Source organism: Enterobacter cloacae complex sp. 2024EL-00227, assembly GCF_043945315.1.
GTDB classification, from domain to species: Bacteria; Pseudomonadota; Gammaproteobacteria; order Enterobacterales; family Enterobacteriaceae; genus Enterobacter; species Enterobacter roggenkampii.
This window is the reverse complement of the sequence record NZ_JBIMQP010000006.1, coordinates 252,060-272,096: the sequence shown is the minus strand read 5'-3', so window position 1 is coordinate 272,096 and position 20,037 is coordinate 252,060. Positions and strand designations below refer to the sequence as shown.

Here is a 20,037-nt window from a genome sequence, read left to right as displayed (position 1 = left end):
GAAAAACGGTCCTTTAATCCATTCTGTATCAGATGCAGGACTAACACTAGCATGTGATAATCAACCGGGGATAGGTCATCGCATCCGGTTAGGTACTGGCGATGTGATTCTACGTTTTGAGAAATGAAAAAAGATATTTGGTGTAAAAAAATGACGGAAATGGACGATGACTTTTTAGAATATGATCTGGACTGGTTTTTGTCCAGCCAGGAAGGGTACTTAGCGCATTTTGCAACAGCAGGTCAGGGGCCGATTCCTGAAAGGATCAAGTCATCTGTCGAGGACTTTAATTTTATTCTTGATTATATTTACTCGCTGGAACCCTTGTCAGAGGTGTATGTGATAGAAGGCAATTTGCCTGCATTTTCAAATGACAATCAACGTTCTTCCTATCTGCGCTCATTTGTTGAGATGTCAAGTAAAGGATTGTTCAGCTACGACTATGAACAAGGTGGATATAAATTAATTTCGAAACCAAAAACACCATTGAAATATGAAATATTGCCAAATGAAGCGAAAGGCGTGATTTATGTTGCAGATAGAGAAATTGACTTATAGATATGATGTACTGATGCGACCTGTGCTCAATTTTTTTTACACAAAATAGCCATAGAAAGATCCGATTTTGTCACTGCGCGGATCGGCTCGAAGATCGATGTCCGCTGTGAGCGAAAAGCAGACATCAAAATTATGAGGTTGGGATGTTATGCCACACTAGAGATAACGTTTTTAGAAGCATTTTGCAGCCCGTTGTGTTTTAATTACAAAAAACAAAACTACGGGTACCAAAAATGACAACAATGCAAATTTTCTTCGCTACATGCTTACTCGCATTTATACCTTTAATTTTCAATTTCTTAGAAGCACGTAAAGCGAAAGAAACAAGCGTGTTTAGGATTGTTTCTATAATCTGCAATGGCGCTATCGGTATAGCTTCATTAGTACTTTTTGTTATAGGCCTAAATTAAACTCTTAATATTATCATAAGAGTTCTTTCCGGCACTGCCAGGGAGGCCCTCAACGCGTTTCTTCCGCGTGCGGGCCTTTTTCGGCACCATTCCCAGCCTAAATCTCTTAAAATACTCTTGATGATTTCTGCTCAATTGCATGGCTATGCAATGACAGCTCTTCTCCAAAAATTAATGCATTCAGATGTTGAAAGCGTCCGCTTTTGGCACAAAGCAGACATTCATATTCACATCTATCATCTTCCCCCTCTTTCGCCCCACAGCCACGCTTGCCCATTATTTTGCCGAACGGAAAAACAGTAACCGTTAACCCGGCCCCTCGCTCCCCGCCGCCAGCAGCGGCACCACCACGTCGCTGATGGGCACCGCAATCCCGTGTTTGCGGCCGTAGCGCTGGATCACGCCGTTGCGGATGTCCCACTCCATCGGGCGATCCGCCTGACGGTCAGCGAGAATCGACGTGCCGAGGTCCTCAGGCGCGCGCTGGAAGTTCGCCAGAATCTCCTGCGCAACGTCATCGGCCAGCTTCGCCCCCTCGGCGCGGGCGACAGTAAGCCCTTCCCGCAGATAGGCCAGCGAAAGTTCGCTGATATCCTCGCGCCTGAACATCCCGGCACGGCGGTTAGCGAGCACCATCAGCCCGGCGACCGCGTTTTGCAGCAGCTTGCGCCAGGCGACGGTGGGGAAATCAGCCGAGAGTTCAACTTCACAGTGCGTACCGCGAAGCGCCTCCACCACCCGCTGCGCCTGCGGCACGTCCGGCAGCGTCAGGCGCGGCTTCGCCCGTAGCCAGACGGAGGCATCCGGCTCGCGCTGCGCCGGGAACCAGACCACCGACGGCAGCACCGTTGCGCCACTGACCAAAGGCTCAAGCTGCGCCTTCTGCTCTACGCCATTTTGCAGCGCGCAGACCACGGTATTTTCATCGCAAAGGGCGCGCAGCCACCCGGCGCTGTCGGCATTTTGCGTCGTTTTTACCGCGATAAACACAAGGTCAACGGGGCGCGTGATGGCCGTCGGATCGGTGAATACCGGACCGGGCACCACCGTTTCACCCTCATCGTGACGCAGGCGTAATTCCGGATGCGCGGTGCGTCCGCAGAGCAGCGGCGTGCGGCCCGCGTCATGCAACACCGCGGCAATGGTGGTGCCAATCGCACCGGGACCAATCAGCGCAATGGTTGGATAGTCAGACATGAGTCACTCCCCTTTTGCTAAGCCTGCTATCAGTTATACCACCCTGAGACGAGCGCGCCACACCCGTTGTCTATACTCAACATTCACAGACAACGGAGTGCGCCATGCCTTTACCCGATTTTAAATCCTCTGAACCGTTCACCCTTGGCATCGAGCTCGAACTGCAGGTGGTTAACCCGCCGGGGTACGATCTCAGCCAGGACTCCTCCGCGCTCATCGCCGCCGTCAAAGACGACATCAAAGGCGGTGAAGTCAAACACGACATCACCGAAAGCATGCTCGAAATCGCCACCGGCGTGTGTCAGACCATCGACCAGGCGGCGGCGCAGTTCTCGGTGATGCAGCAGAGCATCCTGCGCGCGGCGGCGGAGCAGCACATTCAGATCTGCGGCGGCGGGACGCACCCGTTCCAGAAGTGGCAGCGTCAGGAGGTGTGCGACGACGAGCGCTATAACGTCACGCTGGAGCGCTTTGGCTATCTGATTTTGCAGGCGACGGTATTCGGCCAGCACGTGCACGTCGGCTGCCGGACCGGGGATGACGCCATTTACCTCCTGCACGGCCTGTCGCGCTTTGTACCGCACTTTATTGCCCTGGCGGCCGCCTCGCCGTACATGCAGGGCACCGACACGAAGTTCTCCTCGTCGCGGCTCAATATCTTCTCCGGGTTCCCGGATAACGGACAGATGCCGTGGGTCAACAGCTGGCAGGAGTTTGAAGGGCTGTTCCGCCGCCTGAGCGCCACCAGCATGATCGACAGCATCAAAGATCTGCACTGGGATATTCGCCCCAGCCCGCATTTTGGCACCGTGGAGGTGCGGGTGATGGATACGCCGCTGACGCTCGGCCACGCGATTAACATCGCCGGGCTGATTCAGGCCACGTCGCACTGGCTGCTGACCACGCGGCCGTATAAGCATCAGGGACGGGATTTTCTGCTCTACCGTTTTAACCGTTTTCAGGCGTGTCGCTACGGGCTGGAGGGGATCCTGACGGACGTGCACACCGGCGAGCACAAAACCGTGGCGGAAGATATCGCCTGGCTGCTGGAGCAGGTGGCGCCGTCGGCCGAGAAGCTCGGCGCGACAACCGCAATCAATGAAATTGCCCTGCTGTTAAAGCAGGGCAAGAGCGAGGCGCAGCGCATGCGGGACTTTATCGCCGACGGCGGCTCGCTGATTTCTCTGGTGCAGAAGCACTGCGAGCTGTGGGCGACGAGTCCGTAAGGCCGTGGCCCCACTCCCGCAGGCGCTGGAACAGCACGAACAGGGCCGGGATGAACAGAATCCCCACCACGGTCGCCACCAGCATGCCGCTGAAGACCGTGGTGCCGATGATGCGGCGGCTCTGGGCGCCCGCCCCGGTCGCCAGCATCATCGGCAATACGCCGATAATGAACGACACGGCGGTCATCATCACCGCCCGGAAGCGGCGCGAGGCCCCTTCCCGCGCGGCATCGACAATCGCCATTCCGTCCATGCGCCGCGCGCGGGCGAACTCGACGATAAGAATCGCGTTCTTGGCCGCTAACGCGATCAGCAATACCAGACCAATCTGCACGTACACGTCGTTGGCGTAGCCCGCCAGCCACAGCCAGACCAGCGCCCCACCGAGGGCGAACAGCACCGAGAGCATCACGCTTGCCGGGAGCGTCCAGCTCTCGTACTGGGCGACGAGGAACAGCCACGCCATCACCACCGCCGCCAGCACGATCCAGATCGCCTGATTGCCGGTCTGCTGTTCCTGGTACGACATGCCGCTCCAGGCGTAGTCGTAGCCGGCCGGCAGGCTCTGCGCCAGAATCTCGCCCATCGCCGCCATGGCGGTGCTGCTGCTCACCCCAGCGGCTGCCGAGCCGCTCACCGTCACCGAGGAAAACTGGTTGTACTGCTGCAGGAACGGCGCGCCGACGGTTGGCGTGATGGTGACGAGGTTGCTCAGGCGCACCCGCTCGCCGCTGTTGCTGCGCACGAACAGCTCGCCGATCTGCTCGGCGCGCTCGCGCCACGGCATCTCGTTCTGCATTACCACGTGATAGACGCGGTTGTTGATGCTGAAATCCCCGGCGCGGGTGCCGCCAAAGGCGGTTTGCAGGCTGCTGAAGATGCGCGATACCGGCACGTCGAGGCGGGCGGCGCGCTCGCGGTCAACGGTCAGCGTCAGCTGCGGCACGTTGCTGCTCCAGGTGGTGAACACGCGGGTCAGCTGCGGGTGCTGGTTGGCTTTCATCAGCACCTCGCGGGTGACGCGCTCCAGCTCCGCCGGGCTCTGCCCCGCCTGAGACTGGATACGCAGGTCGAAGCCCGAGGCGTTGCCCAGCCCCGGCAGCGTCGGCGGCGCGAAGGTCATGATGGTCGCCTCCGGCAGGGCCAGCAGCTGGCGCTGCAGGGTACCCATCACCTCATCCAGCGGCGGACGCTCGCTCCAGTCTTTGAGCATGATGGAGATAAACCCGCCGTTGGAGGCGCTGGTGCCGTTGAGGATGTTAAACCCGGAGACCTGAATCACGTCTTCCACCGCCGGATTTTGGGCGATCAGCTCCCGCGCGGTGGTCATCACCGCTTCGGTGCGCTCCAGCGAAGCCGCTTCCGGCAGCTGAACGCTGGCGAAGAAGTAGCCCTGGTCCTCCTGCGGCAGGAAGCCTTTTGGCATCGACATAAAGCTGAACAGCACGACTGCCGACGCGCCAGCGGTGGCCAGCAGCGCCAGCCACGGACGGAGGTTGAACACGCTCACGATCCGGGTGTAAAGCGTGCGCGTGGCGTCCAGCCCGCGGTTGAACCCACGGAAAACGGCGGCGGGCTGTGCCGGACGCGGGCGCAGCAGCAGCGCGCAGAGCGCGGGCGTCAGGGTCAGCGCCACCAGGCTTGAGAGCGTCACGGCCGTCGAGAGCGTCACCGCGAACTGGCGGTACAGCTCGCCGACAATCCCCGGCAGCAGCGCCACCGGCACAAACACCGCCAGCAGCACCAGCGTGGTGGCAATCACCGGCCCGGCAATCTGGCGCAGCGCCAGCGCGGTCGCCGCCGTGCGGCTCTGCCCTTCCGCCATCAGCGTTTCGACGCTTTCCACCACCACGATGGCGTCATCCACCACCATGGTCAGCGCCAGAATGATGGCGAACAGGCTCAGCGTGTTGGCGGAGTAGCCGAGCGCGTAGAGCACCGCGAAGGTGCCCACCAGCGACACCGGAATGGCAAGGGCGACAATCAGCGTCGCGCGCCAGCTTTGCAGGAACAGGGACACCACGACCACCACCGCCAGCATCGTCAGCGCCAGCGAGACGCCAATCTCTTTGATGGTGGCGGCCACAAACGAGGTGGTGTCGAATTTGACTTCATAGACCAGATCGTCCGGGAAGCGCGTGGATAACCGTTCCAGCTCCGCGCGCACCGCGTCGGCCACGCGCAGGGCGTTGGCGGACGGCGTCGGGTAGATACCCAAATAGGCGGAGTCGTGCCCGTTCAGCTGCGCGCCGGAGCTGTAGCTGCGCGAGCCGAGCTCGATGGTGGCGACGTCCTTCAGGCGCACCAGCTGGCCCATCTCCCCGGCGCGGATGATGATGTCGGCAAACTCGTCGGCCTGGCTTAAGCGCCCCAGCCCGTTGATGGTCAGGGTCTGCTGCTGGCCGTTAAACACCGGCGGCGTGCCCACCTGACCCGCCGCGCCCTGTACGTTCTGCTCGCGCAGCGCCTGCGCCACGTCATCGGTGGTGACGTTCAGGGCGTTCATGCGGTCCGGGCGCAGCCAGATGCGCATGCTGTAGTCGCGCGCGCCGAACATCTGCACCTGCCCCACGCCGGGCAGACGCGACAGCGCCTCGCGCACCTGGGTGCTGGCGTAGTTGCTGACGAACAGCGGCGTGTGGGTGTTATTCGGTGAGTAAAGACTTACCCCCATCATCAGGTTGGTGGCCCGCTTGCGCACCTGCACGCCGTTTTGCTGCGCCTCGGTCGGCAGCTGCGCCACGGCCTGGGCCACGCGGTTTTGCACGTCGATGGCCGCGAGATCCTGATCGGTGCCCGCCGCAAAGGTAATGTTCAGGCTGTAAGTGCCTTCGTCCGAACTGGTGGACTCCATGTAGAGCATATGGTCCACGCCGTTCAGCTGCGTCTCCAGCGGCGTGGCGATGGCCTCCGCCACGTCAGCGGAGCTGGCACCGGGCCAGCTGGCAGAGACGTTCACCACCGGCGGCGCGATCTGCGGGTACTGCTCCACCGGAATAATCCTCAGCGCAATGGCCCCCAGCAGGGTGATGACCAGCGCAATCACTATCGCGAAGCGCGGGCGTTTGATGAAAAACGTCAGCATGATGGCTCCTTAGTTGAGTATCTGGACGGCAGCGGCGGGCTGCACGCGCTGCGCGCCGTCAGTAATCGCTCGCTCGCCGGGCTTCACGCCGGAGGTAATCTGGAACTGCTGGCCAATCTGTCCGGCTATCTTCAGCGGGCGCATTTCGGCGTTGCCGTCGGCGTTAACCACCCAGGCAAAGAACCCGTCGCCGTTCTGCTGGACTGCGGCGGCGGGGAGGGTCAGCACCGGCTGCTCGCTTGCCGGGCGCAAAAACACGTTCACATTGCCGCCGGGCAGCAGCTGATGGCGCGGATTGGCAAACTCGGCGCGCAGCATCACGCTGGCGGTGCGCGGGTCAACGCGGTTATCCACTGACGTCAGCTCGCCGCTGACGCGCTGGCCGTTGCTGTCGATCAGCGCCTGCCAGGCACGCTTCATGGCGTTGATATCCGCATGCTGTCCGGCTTTGGCGGCAAACGCCCCCTCTTCCAGCGCAAAGGCGATGCGGATCGGGTCAAGCTGCACCACCTCCACCAAAACGCCGCTCGCCGGGTTGACCAGGCTACCCACGTGGAAGCTGCTGTGCCCCACGCGGCCGTCAATCGGCGAGGTGATGCGGGTGTAGCCCAGGGTGACACGGCGGGCGTCGAGCCGGGCCTTCGCCTGCTCGAGAGCGGCGCTGGCGACGTCGCGCTGCATGCGGGCGTTGTCCACGTCGTGACGGCTGATGGCGTTGCTGCTGCCGAGGCTTTCAAAGCGGGAAAGCTGCTGCTGCGCCTGGCGCAGCGTGGCTTCGGCGCTTTTCACTTCGGCCTGCGCCAGGCGCAGGGCGGCACGCGGCTCGGCGTCGTCCAGCTCAAACAGCACGTCGCCTTTTTTCACGTACTGCCCGTCGCGGAAATGGATTTTGGCGATCGCGCCCTCCGTGCGTGCGCGTAGCTCAACGGTGTGAATGGCTTCGATGCGGCCCGGGATCTGGCGCTCGGCGGCGTGGGCGGTTTGCTCCACGGTGGCGACGCGAACGGGAATGGCGGCAGCGAATGCGGGGTGCAGAGTGCAGGCGAGAAGCGCGAACAGGAGTGGGAGTTTCATGGGAGTACCTCAGGGTTGTTGCCCTCACCCCGGCCCTCTCCCAAAGGGAGAGGGTTAGGGTGAGGGCAAAAGGTTATGCAGCCTTACGGAACCTGCGGGTCAGCCGCTTCTCGATTTCGACGACGAAGAACATCACGCCTGCAACGGCCAGGGTCACAAACCAGTAACGCAGCGGCAGGGCTTCGGTACCGAACAGCATCTGCATAAACGGCAGGTAGATAATCGCCGCCTGGAGCAGGAACAGCACGCCCGTCACCAGCCAGATCCCTTTGTTCGCCAGCAGGCCACGGTTGAGGGAGAACCCTTCGGTGTTGCGGCAGTTAATCATGTATACCCACTGGGCGCAGACCAGCATCTGCAGCAGCACGGTGCGGATGAACTCCGCGCTGTGGCCGCGCGGGGCCAGCCAGGCTTCCAGCGCAAAGGCGGCGATGGCAATCATGGTGCCGACGAAGGCCACGCGCCAGACGGCGTAGGCGTCCATCACGTGCTGCCCGGTCTGACGCGGCGGACGGCGCATGATGTTGCGCTCGGCGGCTTCAAAGGCCAGGCCGAAGGAGAGCGTGGCGGAGGTCGCCATGTTCATCCACAGAATCAGCACCGGCGTCAGCGGAATGATGTTCCCCGCCAGCAGCGCAATCACAATCAGCAGCCCCTGCGCCAGGTTGGTCGGCATGATGAACAGGATGGTCTTCTTCAGGTTGTCGTAAACGCGACGCCCCTCTTTCACCGCGCTGGCGATGGTGGCGAAGTTATCGTCCGTCAGGACCATGTCCGCCGCCTCTTTGGTCACTTCCGTGCCCTTAATGCCCATCGCAATACCCACGTCCGCCTGACGCAGCGCCGGGGCATCGTTCACGCCGTCGCCGGTCATGCCGACGATTTCGCCTTTGTCCTGCAGCGCTTTCACCAGGCGCAGCTTATGCTCAGGGCTGGTACGGGCGAAGATGTCATACTTCACTGCCGCGTCCGCCAAGGCGGCATCGTCCATCTTCTCCAGCTCATAGCCGGTGACCGCCTGCTCGCTGTTGCTGATCCCCAGCATCTGCCCGATGCTCATTGCCGTCTGCGGGTGATCGCCGGTGATCATCTTCACGCGGATCCCCGCCTGCTGGCAGGCGTTAATCGCGTCAATCGCTTCCGGGCGCGGCGGATCCATCATCCCGGCGATGCCGAGGAAGATCAGGCCGTGGCTCAGGTCATCGTGCGTCAGTTCCTGCTCGCCGTTCGCCGGCTTGAACGCCGCGGCGACCATCCGCAGCCCCTGACGCGCATAGCGCTCCATCTCACTTTCCCAGTACGCGCGGTTGAAGGCTTCCGCACCGTGACGGGTCTGCTGCTCGGCGCACAGGGCGAAAATGACGTCCGGCGCCCCGGTGATCAGGATCTGCTCCTCACCGCCAATCTGGTAGTGGGTGCTCATGTACTTGTACTGCGAGTCGAACGGGATTTTGTTAACCAGCGTGGTCTTGACCGGCTCAAGGTTGGCCTTCGCCGCCAGCACCTTCAGCGCGCCCTCGGTCGGCCCACCGGTAATGCCCCACAGGCCGCGCTCGTCCTGAATCAGCTGGCTGTCGTTACACAGGTCGATGGTGCGCAGATACTGCTCCAGCACGGTGCCCGGCTGGATGTGGACCGGCTCGTCGCTGCCTTCCAGGTAGAGGTTACCCACCGGCTCGTAGCTGTTGCCGTCCACGCGGTAGCAGGCGTCGGCGGTGATGATGGCTTTGACCGTCATCTCGTTCATGGTCAGGGTGCCGGTTTTATCCGAGCAGACCACGGTCATCGCACCGAGCGTTTCCACCGTCGGCAGCTTGCGGATGATGGCCCGCTTGCGCGCCATTGCCTGCACGCCCAGGGAGAGGATGATGGAGATAATCGCCGGCAGACCTTCCGGTACGGAGGCGACCGCCAGGCTGATCAGGGAGAGCAGCAGCTCGCCCATCGGGATCTCGCGGAACGCCAGGCTGAAGACAAACAGCGCGGCCATCATCGCCAGAATAATCGCGAAGATCGCCTTACCCAGCTTGTCCATCTGCACCAGCAGCGGCGTACGGTGCTTCTCGATACCCGCCATCATCTGGTTGATGTGGCCGAGTTCCGTATCCTGACCGGTGGCGGTGACCACGCCGATGCCGCCGCCCGCGCTGACGGTCGTCCCGGAGAAGACCATATTGGTGCGATCGCCCAGCGGTAATTCGCCGCTCAGCGGATTAACGTGTTTATCCACCACGGTGGATTCACCGGTCAGAATCGCCTCTTCCACGCGTAAATTATGCGCTTCAATTAAACGCATATCCGCCGGAATACGATCTCCCGCGCGTAATACAATAATATCGCCCGGGACTATTTCAGTTGTGGGAATTGTTTCATGGTTGCCGTTACGAATAACGCGCGCCTCGCTGGCGAGCATATTACGAATACTCTTCAGGGATTTTTCCGCGTTGCTTTCCTGAATATGACCAATTAATGCATTGATTACCGCCACGCCCAAAATAACCAGCGTATCGACCCAGTGGCCCATTACTGCCGTTAATACGGCGGCGGCCAGCAGGACATAAATCAGGACATCATTAAAATGGGCCAGGAAACGCAGCCAGGCGGGTTTCCCTTTTTTCTCCGGCAGCGCGTTCGGCCCTGTTTTTTGCAGACGCGCCTGCGCCTCTGCACGGTCCAGACCGCTGGCCTGGCTCTGCGCGTGAGCAAGCACCTGCTCTACGGTCTGCTGGTATGCCAGCCCGCCGGAAGGCGGCACGTTCGGAATCACTTTTTTTTCAGTCATCGTATTTTTCCTTCAATTTCCGGTGAACAGAAGCCTGAATTCCTTTCGGGCTTAAATAAATTCATTTTAAAGTCTTGCGGGTAAAATTGATCTACCGCAATATAATGACTTCTCGGTTATTCAAAACTGATTAAAACTATTTCGATGATCTGATTTTTACAAAATATTTCTAAACCAAAACTAAACGAGGGGGAACCATGTGGGGTATTTATCGCGGGCGCAGACTGGTGTTATACGTTATCGCGGCCATTGTTATTGCCACGTTAATTGGTTATAGCACCTATACATTTGTAAAATTATTTTCCTGAGACGGACGTTTATTTACACTACGCGATAATTATTTAATCGCGTCTGGGATATTTATCTTTTTCTGTTAATTATTCACAGAATAGCGCATTCGTTTTATCCGTAAACGTGCGCCGGGTTTATATTGCTTTACGTTCCGGGATGCCGGACAATGACATTTTTAACTGACGATTAACATTACGATGAAACACCCGCTAGAGTCGCTGCTCACCGCAGGCGGCATTTTATTGCTGGCACTGCTTTCATGCCTGCTGCTCCCTGCGCCTTCGCTTGGGCTGGTACTGGCGCAGAAGCTGGTTCAGACCTTTCACATGGTCGATCTTAACCAGCTCTATACCATTCTGTTCTGCGTGTGGTTTTTACTGCTTGGGGCGATTGAATTCTTCGTGCTGCGTTTCGTCTGGCGACGCTGGTTTTCACTGGCGTCGTGAGCCCATAAAAAGGCCGGGTGGCGGCTACGCCTTACCCGGCCTACACGCGACAGGTTAATGTGTCTGGCTATGGTTCTCTTTACGGTACGCGCCAGGCGGCTGGTTGAACGTGCGGGTAAAGATGCGGGTAAACGTCTGCTGCGAGTCAAACCCGTAACGCAGGCAGATGTCGTACACCCGGGCGTCGGATTCACGCAGATCGCGCGCCGCCAGCAGCAGCTTGCGTTCACGGATATAGCGCCCCAGACTCTCCCCTTTGTACTGCATAAACAGCCGCTGCAGGTGCCACTTCGAGTAACCCGCGTGGCGGGCAATCTCTTCTATTCGTAATGGCTGGTGCAGATTGTCGTCGATCCATTCGACGATAGTGTCGATGACTTGAGCGGAAATGGTCATACTGCTGTCCCCCTCTGCTTCTCGCTTAAACATTATTCCCACCACGCACGAAAGGTTTGCGCGGTGTCGCTTACCCGGACGGGCTCGCCCAGTTCCGGCGTCAGCAACCGATAATTTTTATCCTGGCTGGCTTTTGCCAGCTGGATCAGCGGATCGTTCCAGGCGTGTTTCGCCAGCACGAAGCGTCCGTTATGCCCGGGCACCACGGCTTTCGCGTTCAGATCCGCCGAGGCCTGCGCCGTTTCCTCCGGCAGCATGTGGATGTACTTCCAGTCCTGGTCGTACTGGCCGTTTTCCATGATGGCGACGTCCACTTCGCCAAACTGTTCACCGATGGCCCTGAAGTGCGGGCCGTAACCGGAATCCCCGCTGTAGTAAACCTTCTGCTCTGGCGTGACGAACATGAAGCTGCCCCACAAGGTGCGATCGCGTTTGATGCCGCGGCCGGAGAAGTGACGCGCCGGCAGAACGTGCACCGTCAACGCATCGCTGATGCGCACCGACTGGTTCCAGTCACGCTCGTCAATAATCTCGGGCTTCATCCCCCAGTAACGCAGGTGGGAGCCGACGCCCAGCGGCGTCACCACCCGCTTCACCTTCGGCAGTAGCGCCCTGATGGTGGCGTAATCCAGATGATCGTAGTGATCGTGCGAGATAATCAGCAGGTCGATCGCCGGCATAATTTCTGCCCGCCACGGATACTCGCCGGCAAAAGCCTTATTGAGGAACGAGAACGGCGCGGCATAGTTGCCAAGAACCGGGTCAATGAGGATCCGTTTACCCGCGAGCTGCAGATACCACGAGGAGTGACCGAGCCACACCAGGGTGTCCTGCTCCAGCGGCAGGCTCGCAAGATCGGTTTTCACCAGCGGCAGCGGCTGGGCCGGGCGAGCGTTTTCGGTTTTTTTGGTCAGAAACTCCCACATCGCGACCAGCATATTTTTGTCACCGTTATAACCCGGCGTCGGCAGCGTATTGTGGAATTTCCCCTCGCGATACTGTGGAGAGGCCTCCACTTCAGTAAGCCGTTCACCCTGCGGCGGCTGGCCGAATCCGGCATTCAGAACAAACGGTAAACTCGCGGCTGAAGCAATAATCATGATTAACACCACGCAGATGAAGAGAGGTTTTTTCATATCCTGACCCGAAAACGCGCCCCATCCGATAGCGTGCGCAGGGTAAACTTGATTATGAGTGAGTAAGCACTCATTATAGATATGATGATAAAGTCGTCAAGACGTTTTCGATCTTTGACATTCCGCGTTGCAGCGTGTCAAAGCACGTGTTTCAATCAGGGTTTTTATAATTGACAGGAGGAAAAATTTAGTGGCACGTCCGAAGAGTGAAGATAAAAAACAGGCCTTACTGGACGCCGCAACCACGGCGTTTGCACAGTCAGGTATTGCCGCCTCAACGGCGCTCATTGCCCGTAAGGCGGGCGTCGCCGAAGGCACCCTGTTCCGCTACTTTGCTACGAAAGACGATCTGCTGAATGCCCTCTATCTGCACCTGAAGCAGGATCTCTGCCAGACCATGCTGGCGAACCTCGATCGCACCATCACGCTGCCCAAAGAACATACCCGCAATATCTGGAACAGCTATGTGGACTGGGGTATTCGTAACCCGGTTGCCCATGCGGCGATCCGCCAGATTGGCGTCAGTGAAAAGCTGAGCGCCGAAACGGAACAGGCGGTGAAAGAGATGTTCCCGGAGCTGCATGAGCTCTGCCGCCGCTCGGTGCGTCAGGTGTTTATGTCTGATGAATTTAAAACGTTTGGCGATGCGCTTTTCTTATCGCTGGCCGAAAGCACGATGGAATTTGCCACCCGCGATCCGTCCCGCGCCGTTGAGTTTAAAGCGCTCGGCTTTGAGGTAATGTGGCGCGGGCTTGCCCAGGAAGAGAGCGATGGACAGTAAAACGTTGCAGGAGCACGCAAAACGCGTGGCGCTGGAACTGCCGTTCACCGAACACTGCTGGCCGTTTGGGCCGGAGTTTGACGTGTTTAAAGTGGGCGGGAAAATTTTCATGATTGTGGCCGTCGCGCACGGGCGGCCGCACGTTAGCCTGAAGTCAGACCCGGAAAAATCGCTGTTAAATCAGCAGATTTATCGCGGCGTTGAACCGGGCTATCACCTCAACAAAAAGCACTGGATTTCCCTTTACGGTACGGACGACGTGACGCCGGAACTGGTTACCGATCTCATCAATGATTCCTGGCATCTGGTGGTGGATAAACTGCCGAAAAAAGACCAGAAGTTGATCCGGCCGGTCTGATTGTTCGTCTGAGACGAACAGATTAAGCGCTCGAATTGCCCTTATCTTTTTCCACGTCCCGCTGTAATCTGCTCACCTTTCGCGCCCGCACGCGGGCGAATTTCATCATCAGGAGTTGTTATGGATATCATTTCTGTTGCGCTGAAACGCCACTCCACCAAGGCGTTCGACGCAAGCAAAAAACTGACCGCTGAAGAAGCGGAAAAAATCAAAACCCTGCTGCAGTACAGCCCGTCCAGCACCAACTCCCAGCCGTGGCACTTTATTGTCGCCAGCACCGAGGAAGGAAAAGCGCGCGTGGCGAAATCCGCGGCGGGCACCTATGTGTTCAACGAACGCAAAATGCTGGATGCGTCTCACGTGGTGGTGTTCTGCGCGAAAACTGCGATGGACGACGCCTGGCTGGAGCGCGTTGTCGATCAGGAAGAGGCCGATGGTCGCTTTAATTCCCCGGAAGCGAAAGCGGCAAACCATAAGGGCCGTACCTACTTTGCCGACATGCACCGCGTGGATCTGAAAGACGACGACCAGTGGATGGCGAAGCAGGTTTACCTGAACGTCGGTAACTTCCTGCTGGGCGTGGCTGCGCTGGGCCTGGACGCGGTACCGATTGAAGGTTTCGACGCCGCGATCCTCGACGAAGAGTTTGGCCTGAAAGAGAAAGGCTTCACCAGCCTGGTGGTGGTGCCGGTTGGGCATCACAGCGTGGAAGATTTCAACGCCACGCTGCCGAAATCTCGCCTGCCGCTGAGCACGACTGTGACCGAGTGCTAAACAAAACGGGCCGCTCTGTGCGGCCCGTTACGCTTTACTGATGACTAACCTGCGATGTGGGTGCACATCACGATCGTGTCCCCAGGCAAACGCAATCCAGCGCTCTTCCAGCTCGGCATATGAGCTCACCGGCGTTAAGTGCCACTCTTCTCCTACCGTACCGTCAGCCACGCTTATCCGATAATTCATGCTGAACGCCCAGTCTATCATGCGTAACCAAAACCGCTGTCCGTCGCCGGTTTGTTCGCTGTCAGACACAACAATGTCGTATTCGCTTAGCACCCATTGAAAGAAGGATTGTGGTAAACCACTTATAACCCGCTGATGGACAGCGCGTGGCGTACGCCACACCATGACCTGTGTCGCAGCACCGTGGGGGAACGTAATTTCTTTATGAAACGTCAGCTTGACCGCATACGCCGTATAGGGTTTTCCGTCCTCGGTGGTCACGAGACGGTATTCATCGCCGTAGCGCGATTTTAACAAGCGATATCCCACAGGCAGCATAAATCCGGGCAGATGAAAATCCACCGTACCCCGCGCAAGAAACGCTTCGGTATGTTCGACGTTTCGGGAGATAAGGCCTAATTTTTGGCTGAAATCTGCGAAATCAATCATCAGTGGCGACATGGTGGTTTCTCATGGCGTGAGTATAGACGACTTAACACCCCGTCGAAATGATGTCGATTCAGTGATGGGTTTAAGTTAACCCCCACATTACGCCAGTCTTCTCCACTTAGCAGAGACGGCTCTTATTCCCTGAAAGCCCCTCGCAAAAATTATTTCCCCTGCGCCGCCAGCCACGCCATCGCCCGCTCTCCCGCCTCATCCACCGGCAGATACACCAGCAGCCGCGATCCGTTTCGCGGCGCGGAATACCAGTACATCTGCTGCAGCGTAAAATCCCCCAGCTCGGGATGGGTAAACAGCTTGAGCTGGTTCTCCACGCCGCGCACGTCGTTGCGCTGGTGCCACAGGGTTTTAAACTCTTCGGACACTGCAAAGAAGCGCGCCAGCTTGGCCTCCCACAGCGGATCGCCCCGGTGTTCGGCCATCGCCGCGCGGAAATAGGAGACAAAGATGGGCAGCACGTCGTCGCGTCTGCCGAGGCGCGCGCGCCACGCCGGATGCGTGAGGAACAGATAAATACAGTTGCGATCTTCGGGAGGGATGTCATTGAAATCGACACCCATCAGATGCCCGAAGCTGTCGTTCCACGCCACGATATCGAAGTTCGGTTTCTGAATGCTGGCGGGTTTCGGCATCAGCGTATCCAGCAGGCGTCGCGTGCCTTCGCTGATACCTTCGCAGCAGACCGCCTGCGGCGCTTCACCCGGCGGCAAACCCGCTAACACAAACAGGTGCCGGGCCTCGGTCGGGGTGCATTGCAGCGCTTTTGCCACGGCCGCCATCACCGCGCTGGACGGATTGACGTCCCTGCCCTGCTCAAGCCAGGTGTACCAGGTGACGCCTACATCAGCGAGCATCGCCACCTCTTCCCGGCGCAGGCCCGGCGTGCGGCGGCGACCGCTGCGCGGCAAACCTAAGCGCTGCGGATCGAGACTTTCCCGCCGGGCGCGTAAAAATGCCCCGAGCTGTTTTCGGGTGTCATCCTGACGTGAAACGACCGGTTCAGACATCAGCGCCATAAATCCCCCTGCATGGTAGTGCCAGTACCAGTATAAGCAAGAACTGGTACCCGTTTATCTGATGGTAGATGCTACGACCATCTGTTGAATGACGCAATGGAGTTACCATGAATACGTCAGTTGTTTCACCGGGTCGCGCTGGCCTGATACTGCTGTTGACCGGCCAGATGCTGCCGATGATTGATACCTCAATCACCAACGTGGCGCTGGACGCCATCACCCATTCACTGCATGCGACCGCTACCGAACTGGAGCTCATCGTCGCGCTCTACGGCGTGGCCTTTGCCGTCTGCCTTGCGCTCGGCAGCAAGCTGGGGGATAACTTTGGCCGTCGTCGTCTGTTCATGTGGGGTGTGGCGAGCTTTGGCCTGGCCTCGCTGCTGTGCGGAATGGCGGGGAACATTGAACAGCTGCTCGCCGCGCGCATCGTTCAGGGCGCGGGGGCCGCACTGATCGTGCCGCAAATTCTTGCCACGCTGCACGTCACGCTGAAAGGCACCGCCCACGCCAAAGCCATCAGCCTGTTCGGCGGCATCGGCGGGATTGCGTTTATCGTGGGACAAATGGGCGGCGGCTGGCTGGTATCGGCGGATATCGCCGGGCTGGGCTGGCGTAACGCCTTCTTTATCAACGTGCCGATTTGTCTGGTGGTGCTGGCGTTGAGCCGCCGCTTCGTACCGGAAACCCGTCGCGAGACGCCGTCACGCATCGACTGGCCGGGTACCGCGCTGCTGGCGGTCATGCTTTGCTGCCTGCTGTTCCCGATGGCGCTCGGCCCCCAGTGGCACTGGTCCTGGCCGCTGAAGGCGATGCTGCTCGCCCTTGTCCCGCTGGCCTGGCTGATGGCGCTGAACGCGCGCAAAAAAGAGCGTGAGAATGCCCACCCGCTGATCCCGCCGCGCCTGCTTGCGCTTCGCAGCGTGCGCTTTGGCGTCCTGATTGCGATGCTCTTTTTCAGCGCCTGGTCCGGGTTTATGTTCTGTATGGCACTGACCATGCAAACCGGTCTGGGGATGGCGCCGTGGCAGTCCGGGAACAGTTTTATCGCCCTGGGCGTGACCTACTTTGTTTCGGCCTGGTTCGCGCCGCGGCTGATTGCCCGCTACAGCACCAGCACAATCCTGCTGACGGGTCTGGCGATCCAGATTACCGGCCTGCTGGCGCTGATCGCCACGTTCCGCGTTTGGGGCATGGAGAATACCACCCTGACGCTGGCACCCGCGACCGGACTGGTGGGCTACGGGCAGGCGCTGATCGTGAACAGTTTCTACCGCATCGGGATGCGCGACATTCAGCCTGACGACGCGGGAGCCGCGAGCGCTATTTTAAGCACCCTGCAGCAGGCCGCGCTGGGCCTTGGCCCGGCCATTTTTGGCGCCATTTTGCTGCACGCGCTTCAAAACCATCACGGGGATTACACCCAGGCGGTGAACGTCTTCCTGATGGTGGAAACAGCTATGATGGGGGTACTTGCTCTGGCGACGCTGCGTATCCGCCATAGCCTGTGCCTGCCGGTGGCGAAGATCTGTCAGGCCGCCAAATAAGTTCGTGAATTTGCATAATAGATCCGCAGCCGCCATTATGGGGCTGCAAAAATACAGGAGACGTTATGCAGGAATTGATTGCTCAGGTTGAAGAGTTAGGCATTGAAATTAATCACACCACCTCTTTAGTGATTATCTTTGGTATTATTTTTCTTACCGCCATCATCGTTCATTTTATTCTGCACAAAGGGGTACTTCGCGCATTCGAAAAGCGCGCGCAGGCCAGCAGCCATTTATGGCTGCAGATCATCACCCAGAATAAATTATTTCACCGTCTGGCCTTTACCCTGCAGGGGATAATCGTCAACGTCCAGGCGGTACTGTGGCTGCAAAAAGGCAGCGAAGCGGCGGAAATACTCACCACCTGCGCGAAGCTGTGGGTGATGGTTTATGCCCTGCTCTCCTTCTTCTCGCTGCTGGACGTGATTTTCAATCTGTCGCAGAAAATGGCCACCGCGTCGCAGCTGCCGCTGAAGGGGATTTTCCAGGGCATCAAGCTGGTGAGCGCCATTCTGGTGGGGATATTGATTATCTCCCTGCTGATTGGCCAGTCTCCGGCGATTCTGATCAGCGGTCTGGGCGCCATGGCCGCCGTGCTGATGCTGGTGTTTAAAGATCCGATACTTGGACTTGTAGCGGGTATCCAGCTTTCCGCCAACGATATGCTCAAGCTCGGCGACTGGCTGGAGATGCCGAAATACGGTGCCAACGGCACGGTGACGGATATCGGCCTGACCACCGTGAAAGTGCGCAATTTCGATAATACGATTACAACCATTCCGACGTGGGCGCTGGTCTCCGACGCCTTTATCAACTGGAGCGGCATGTCGGCCTCCGGCGGGCGACGCATTAAGCGCAGCCTGAACATTGATACCACCAGCATTCATTTTCTCGACGAGCAGGAGCAGCAGAAACTCATTCAGGCGAAACTGCTGAAGCCTTATCTGGCCGCGCGCCATGAGGAAATTAGCCTGTGGAATCAGAAAAACGGTGAAGGGGAATCGGTATTAAACCTGCGCAAGATGACCAATATCGGCACCTTCCGCGCCTACCTGAACGAATATCTGCGCAACCACCCGCGCATTCGTAAAGATATGACGCTGATGGTGCGCCAGCTCGCGCCGGACGCCAACGGCCTGCCGATTGAAATATACGCCTTCACCAACACGGTGGTCTGGGCGGAATATGAGGAGATTCAGGCCGACATCTTCGACCATATTTTCGCGGTGGTGGATGAATTTGGTCTGCGCATTCACCAGTCGCCAACCGGGAACGATATTCGCTCCCTGGCTGGCGTCATCGCGCAATAATCAGGTGCTGGCGCGGGAAATAAAGCGCCAGTCCATCATCACCCTTTCCGTGGGCGCGTCCGGGTTGTCGATCTTATTTAAGAGAAGATCGACCGCCTTGCGCCCGATATCCCGCGACGGCTGTTCGATGGTGGTGAGCGAAATCATGTCCGCCAGCTCCGTACCGTCAAAGCCGACCACGGCAATATCCTCCGGCACCCGAAGACCTGCCTGCTGAATGGCGCGCAGCGCGCCCGCCGCCAGCGTATCGGAAACGGCAAATACCGCATCCGGCGGATTATTTTTTAACAGATTTTGCATCGCCGCCATGCCCGCCCCGGAGCTGAGATCGCTGGCATACTCCACCGCCTGATAGTCCAGATCCCGCAGGTGGATCACGCTCTTGTAGCCGCGTTCGCGCAGGCGGGCATATTTGTAGCTGAGATCGTGGTTGATCATCGCGATACGCTTGCGGCCGCCGTCGGCCAGCTGGCTGACGGCATGCTGTGAAGCGTCCACATCATTGATGCCGACGCAGGAGACCGCACCCGCATCGGCATATTCGGCGCACTGCACCCACGGTGCAGAACCAATCAGCGCGGCAAGTTCCGGCAGCTTCGAGAAGGCGTCCATGGTGATAATGCCGTCGACGATTTTGCCGGAGAGCAGGCTTAAGCCCGAGCGGGAGCGCTCGATGTCCGAGCCGGAGTTGCACAGCAGAATGCGGTAGCCGTTTTTCTCCGCCTCGGCTTCGATGCCCTTCACCACTTCGGCGCAGAATGGGTTGGCAATGTTGGACACCATCACCAGGATCATATAGCTGCGGGCGGTGCGCAGCTGACGGGCGAGCAGGTTTGGCTGGTAGTTGCTCTCCTGAATCGCCCGCAGAACGCGCTCGCGGTTTTTCGCCTTCACGGTGTCGCTGTTATTCAGCACGCGGGAGACCGTCGCCACGGAGACCCCGGCCAGCTGAGCGATTTTCTGAATTGACATAGCGACGACACATCCTGCGGTTAGCGTTTTGTGCAGGCTACCATAAAT

17 protein-coding genes are annotated in these 20,037 nt (G+C 58.7%); 8 read left to right on the top strand and 9 right to left on the bottom strand.

Features of this window, described 5'->3' with window-relative positions:
- Positions 1 to 123: 123 nt before the first annotated feature.
- Positions 124 to 558 carry a hypothetical protein gene (locus tag ACHH0Z_RS13250; RefSeq protein WP_239519677.1) on the top strand — a complete coding sequence of 145 codons (435 nt, stop codon included), beginning with the start codon at positions 124 to 126 and terminating at the stop codon, positions 556 to 558.
- Positions 559 to 1,274: 716 nt separating this feature from the next.
- Here the strand turns inward: ACHH0Z_RS13250 and ACHH0Z_RS13245 are convergent.
- A complete protein-coding gene (locus tag ACHH0Z_RS13245) occupies positions 1,275 to 2,165 on the bottom strand; it encodes an oxidoreductase (protein ID WP_008499397.1) in 891 nt (296 codons plus the stop codon).
- Between the two features lie 104 nt (positions 2,166 to 2,269).
- Between ACHH0Z_RS13245 and ACHH0Z_RS13240 the strand changes: the two genes are divergently transcribed.
- A complete protein-coding gene (locus ACHH0Z_RS13240; protein ID WP_045407890.1) occupies positions 2,270 to 3,391 on the top strand; it encodes a YbdK family carboxylate-amine ligase in 1,122 nt (373 codons plus the stop codon).
- Here ACHH0Z_RS13240 and ACHH0Z_RS13235 read toward each other — a convergent pair.
- The 3 genes from ACHH0Z_RS13235 to ACHH0Z_RS13225 all read right to left on the bottom strand — a co-directional run bounded on the left by ACHH0Z_RS13235 (position 3,321) and on the right by ACHH0Z_RS13225 (position 10,332).
- Positions 3,321 to 6,476, bottom strand: a complete 3,156-nt coding sequence (locus ACHH0Z_RS13235) for an efflux RND transporter permease subunit (protein WP_045407892.1) — start codon at positions 6,474 to 6,476, stop codon at positions 3,321 to 3,323. The two genes, ACHH0Z_RS13240 and ACHH0Z_RS13235, sit on opposite strands and share 71 nt — an antisense overlap.
- A 9-nt stretch (positions 6,477 to 6,485) precedes the next feature.
- Complete coding sequence (locus ACHH0Z_RS13230) at positions 6,486 to 7,550, bottom strand: efflux RND transporter periplasmic adaptor subunit (RefSeq protein ID WP_045407894.1); 1,065 nt, start codon at positions 7,548 to 7,550, stop codon at positions 6,486 to 6,488.
- A 73-nt stretch (positions 7,551 to 7,623) separates the two neighbouring features.
- On the bottom strand, positions 7,624 to 10,332 hold the full coding sequence (locus ACHH0Z_RS13225; RefSeq protein ID WP_045407897.1) for a cation-transporting P-type ATPase: 2,709 nt from the start codon (positions 10,330 to 10,332) through the stop codon (positions 7,624 to 7,626).
- Between the two features lie 488 nt (positions 10,333 to 10,820).
- Here ACHH0Z_RS13225 and ACHH0Z_RS13220 point away from each other — a divergent pair, with 488 nt between their 5' ends.
- Positions 10,821 to 11,069, top strand: coding sequence for a DUF1158 domain-containing protein (locus ACHH0Z_RS13220; protein ID WP_013097677.1), 249 nt, complete (start codon positions 10,821 to 10,823; stop codon positions 11,067 to 11,069).
- Positions 11,070 to 11,123: 54 nt separating this feature from the next.
- Here the strand turns inward: ACHH0Z_RS13220 and ACHH0Z_RS13215 are convergent, their stop codons facing one another.
- Both ACHH0Z_RS13215 and ACHH0Z_RS13210 read right to left on the bottom strand, forming a co-directional pair.
- Positions 11,124 to 11,465, bottom strand: a complete 342-nt coding sequence (locus tag ACHH0Z_RS13215; RefSeq protein WP_010428317.1) for a RamA family antibiotic efflux transcriptional regulator — start codon at positions 11,463 to 11,465, stop codon at positions 11,124 to 11,126.
- 32 nt (positions 11,466 to 11,497) lie between these two features.
- Positions 11,498 to 12,601 carry an MBL fold metallo-hydrolase gene (locus ACHH0Z_RS13210; RefSeq protein WP_021241583.1) on the bottom strand — a complete coding sequence of 368 codons (1,104 nt, stop codon included), beginning with the start codon at positions 12,599 to 12,601 and terminating at the stop codon, positions 11,498 to 11,500.
- Between the two features lie 190 nt (positions 12,602 to 12,791).
- Here ACHH0Z_RS13210 and ACHH0Z_RS13205 point away from each other — a divergent pair, with 190 nt between their 5' ends.
- The 3 genes from ACHH0Z_RS13205 to nfsB all read left to right on the top strand — a co-directional run bounded on the left by ACHH0Z_RS13205 (position 12,792) and on the right by nfsB (position 14,514).
- Positions 12,792 to 13,382: a TetR/AcrR family transcriptional regulator gene (locus ACHH0Z_RS13205; protein ID WP_008499387.1), complete on the top strand. Its 591-nt coding sequence runs from the start codon at positions 12,792 to 12,794 to the stop codon at positions 13,380 to 13,382.
- Positions 13,372 to 13,740 carry an MmcQ/YjbR family DNA-binding protein gene (locus ACHH0Z_RS13200; protein WP_045407899.1) on the top strand — a complete coding sequence of 123 codons (369 nt, stop codon included), beginning with the start codon at positions 13,372 to 13,374 and terminating at the stop codon, positions 13,738 to 13,740. Before ACHH0Z_RS13205 ends, ACHH0Z_RS13200 begins: the two co-directional genes overlap by 11 nt.
- A gap of 120 nt (positions 13,741 to 13,860) precedes the next feature.
- Positions 13,861 to 14,514, top strand: a complete 654-nt coding sequence (gene nfsB, locus ACHH0Z_RS13195; protein WP_045407902.1) for an oxygen-insensitive NAD(P)H nitroreductase — start codon at positions 13,861 to 13,863, stop codon at positions 14,512 to 14,514.
- A gap of 27 nt (positions 14,515 to 14,541) precedes the next feature.
- Here the strand turns inward: nfsB and ACHH0Z_RS13190 are convergent, their stop codons facing one another.
- Positions 14,542 to 15,144, bottom strand: a complete 603-nt coding sequence (locus ACHH0Z_RS13190) for a hypothetical protein (protein ID WP_032663988.1) — start codon at positions 15,142 to 15,144, stop codon at positions 14,542 to 14,544.
- Between the two features lie 149 nt (positions 15,145 to 15,293).
- Positions 15,294 to 16,163 carry a helix-turn-helix transcriptional regulator gene (locus ACHH0Z_RS13185; RefSeq protein ID WP_008499383.1) on the bottom strand — a complete coding sequence of 290 codons (870 nt, stop codon included), beginning with the start codon at positions 16,161 to 16,163 and terminating at the stop codon, positions 15,294 to 15,296.
- 107 nt (positions 16,164 to 16,270) lie between these two features.
- Here ACHH0Z_RS13185 and ACHH0Z_RS13180 point away from each other — a divergent pair, with 107 nt between their 5' ends.
- Complete coding sequence (locus tag ACHH0Z_RS13180; RefSeq protein WP_045407904.1) at positions 16,271 to 17,707, top strand: MFS transporter; 1,437 nt, start codon at positions 16,271 to 16,273, stop codon at positions 17,705 to 17,707.
- Between the two features lie 65 nt (positions 17,708 to 17,772).
- Entirely contained in the window at positions 17,773 to 19,017 is a 1,245-nt protein-coding gene (locus tag ACHH0Z_RS13175) for a mechanosensitive ion channel family protein (protein WP_021241588.1), read from the top strand.
- On the opposite strand, the gene ACHH0Z_RS13170 is transcribed toward ACHH0Z_RS13175, so the two are convergent.
- Complete coding sequence (locus ACHH0Z_RS13170; protein ID WP_008499380.1) at positions 19,018 to 19,989, bottom strand: LacI family DNA-binding transcriptional regulator; 972 nt, start codon at positions 19,987 to 19,989, stop codon at positions 19,018 to 19,020. It lies immediately after the preceding gene.
- Between the last annotated feature and the right edge of the window lie 48 nt (positions 19,990 to 20,037).

Excerpts from the sequence above, each read along its gene's own strand:
- ACHH0Z_RS13225 (WP_045407897.1), bottom strand. The coding sequence starts at position 10,332 with ATGACTGAAAAAAAAGTGATTCCGAACGTGCCGCCTTCCGGCGGGCTG.
- ACHH0Z_RS13180 (WP_045407904.1), top strand. The coding sequence starts at position 16,271 with ATGAATACGTCAGTTGTTTCACCGGGTCGCGCTGGCCTGATACTGCTG.
- ACHH0Z_RS13240 (WP_045407890.1), top strand. The coding sequence starts at position 2,270 with ATGCCTTTACCCGATTTTAAATCCTCTGAACCGTTCACCCTTGGCATC.
- nfsB (WP_045407902.1), top strand. The coding sequence starts at position 13,861 with ATGGATATCATTTCTGTTGCGCTGAAACGCCACTCCACCAAGGCGTTC.
- ACHH0Z_RS13175 (WP_021241588.1), top strand. The coding sequence starts at position 17,773 with ATGCAGGAATTGATTGCTCAGGTTGAAGAGTTAGGCATTGAAATTAAT.
- ACHH0Z_RS13185 (WP_008499383.1), bottom strand. The coding sequence starts at position 16,163 with ATGGCGCTGATGTCTGAACCGGTCGTTTCACGTCAGGATGACACCCGA.
- ACHH0Z_RS13230 (WP_045407894.1), bottom strand. The coding sequence starts at position 7,550 with ATGAAACTCCCACTCCTGTTCGCGCTTCTCGCCTGCACTCTGCACCCC.
- ACHH0Z_RS13250 (WP_239519677.1), top strand. The coding sequence starts at position 124 with ATGAAAAAAGATATTTGGTGTAAAAAAATGACGGAAATGGACGATGAC.
- ACHH0Z_RS13235 (WP_045407892.1), bottom strand. The coding sequence starts at position 6,476 with ATGCTGACGTTTTTCATCAAACGCCCGCGCTTCGCGATAGTGATTGCG.
- ACHH0Z_RS13210 (WP_021241583.1), bottom strand. The coding sequence starts at position 12,601 with ATGAAAAAACCTCTCTTCATCTGCGTGGTGTTAATCATGATTATTGCT.
- ACHH0Z_RS13190 (WP_032663988.1), bottom strand. The coding sequence starts at position 15,144 with ATGTCGCCACTGATGATTGATTTCGCAGATTTCAGCCAAAAATTAGGC.
- ACHH0Z_RS13220 (WP_013097677.1), top strand. The coding sequence starts at position 10,821 with ATGAAACACCCGCTAGAGTCGCTGCTCACCGCAGGCGGCATTTTATTG.
- ACHH0Z_RS13170 (WP_008499380.1), bottom strand. The coding sequence starts at position 19,989 with ATGTCAATTCAGAAAATCGCTCAGCTGGCCGGGGTCTCCGTGGCGACG.
- ACHH0Z_RS13215 (WP_010428317.1), bottom strand. The coding sequence starts at position 11,465 with ATGACCATTTCCGCTCAAGTCATCGACACTATCGTCGAATGGATCGAC.
- ACHH0Z_RS13245 (WP_008499397.1), bottom strand. The coding sequence starts at position 2,165 with ATGTCTGACTATCCAACCATTGCGCTGATTGGTCCCGGTGCGATTGGC.
- ACHH0Z_RS13200 (WP_045407899.1), top strand. The coding sequence starts at position 13,372 with ATGGACAGTAAAACGTTGCAGGAGCACGCAAAACGCGTGGCGCTGGAA.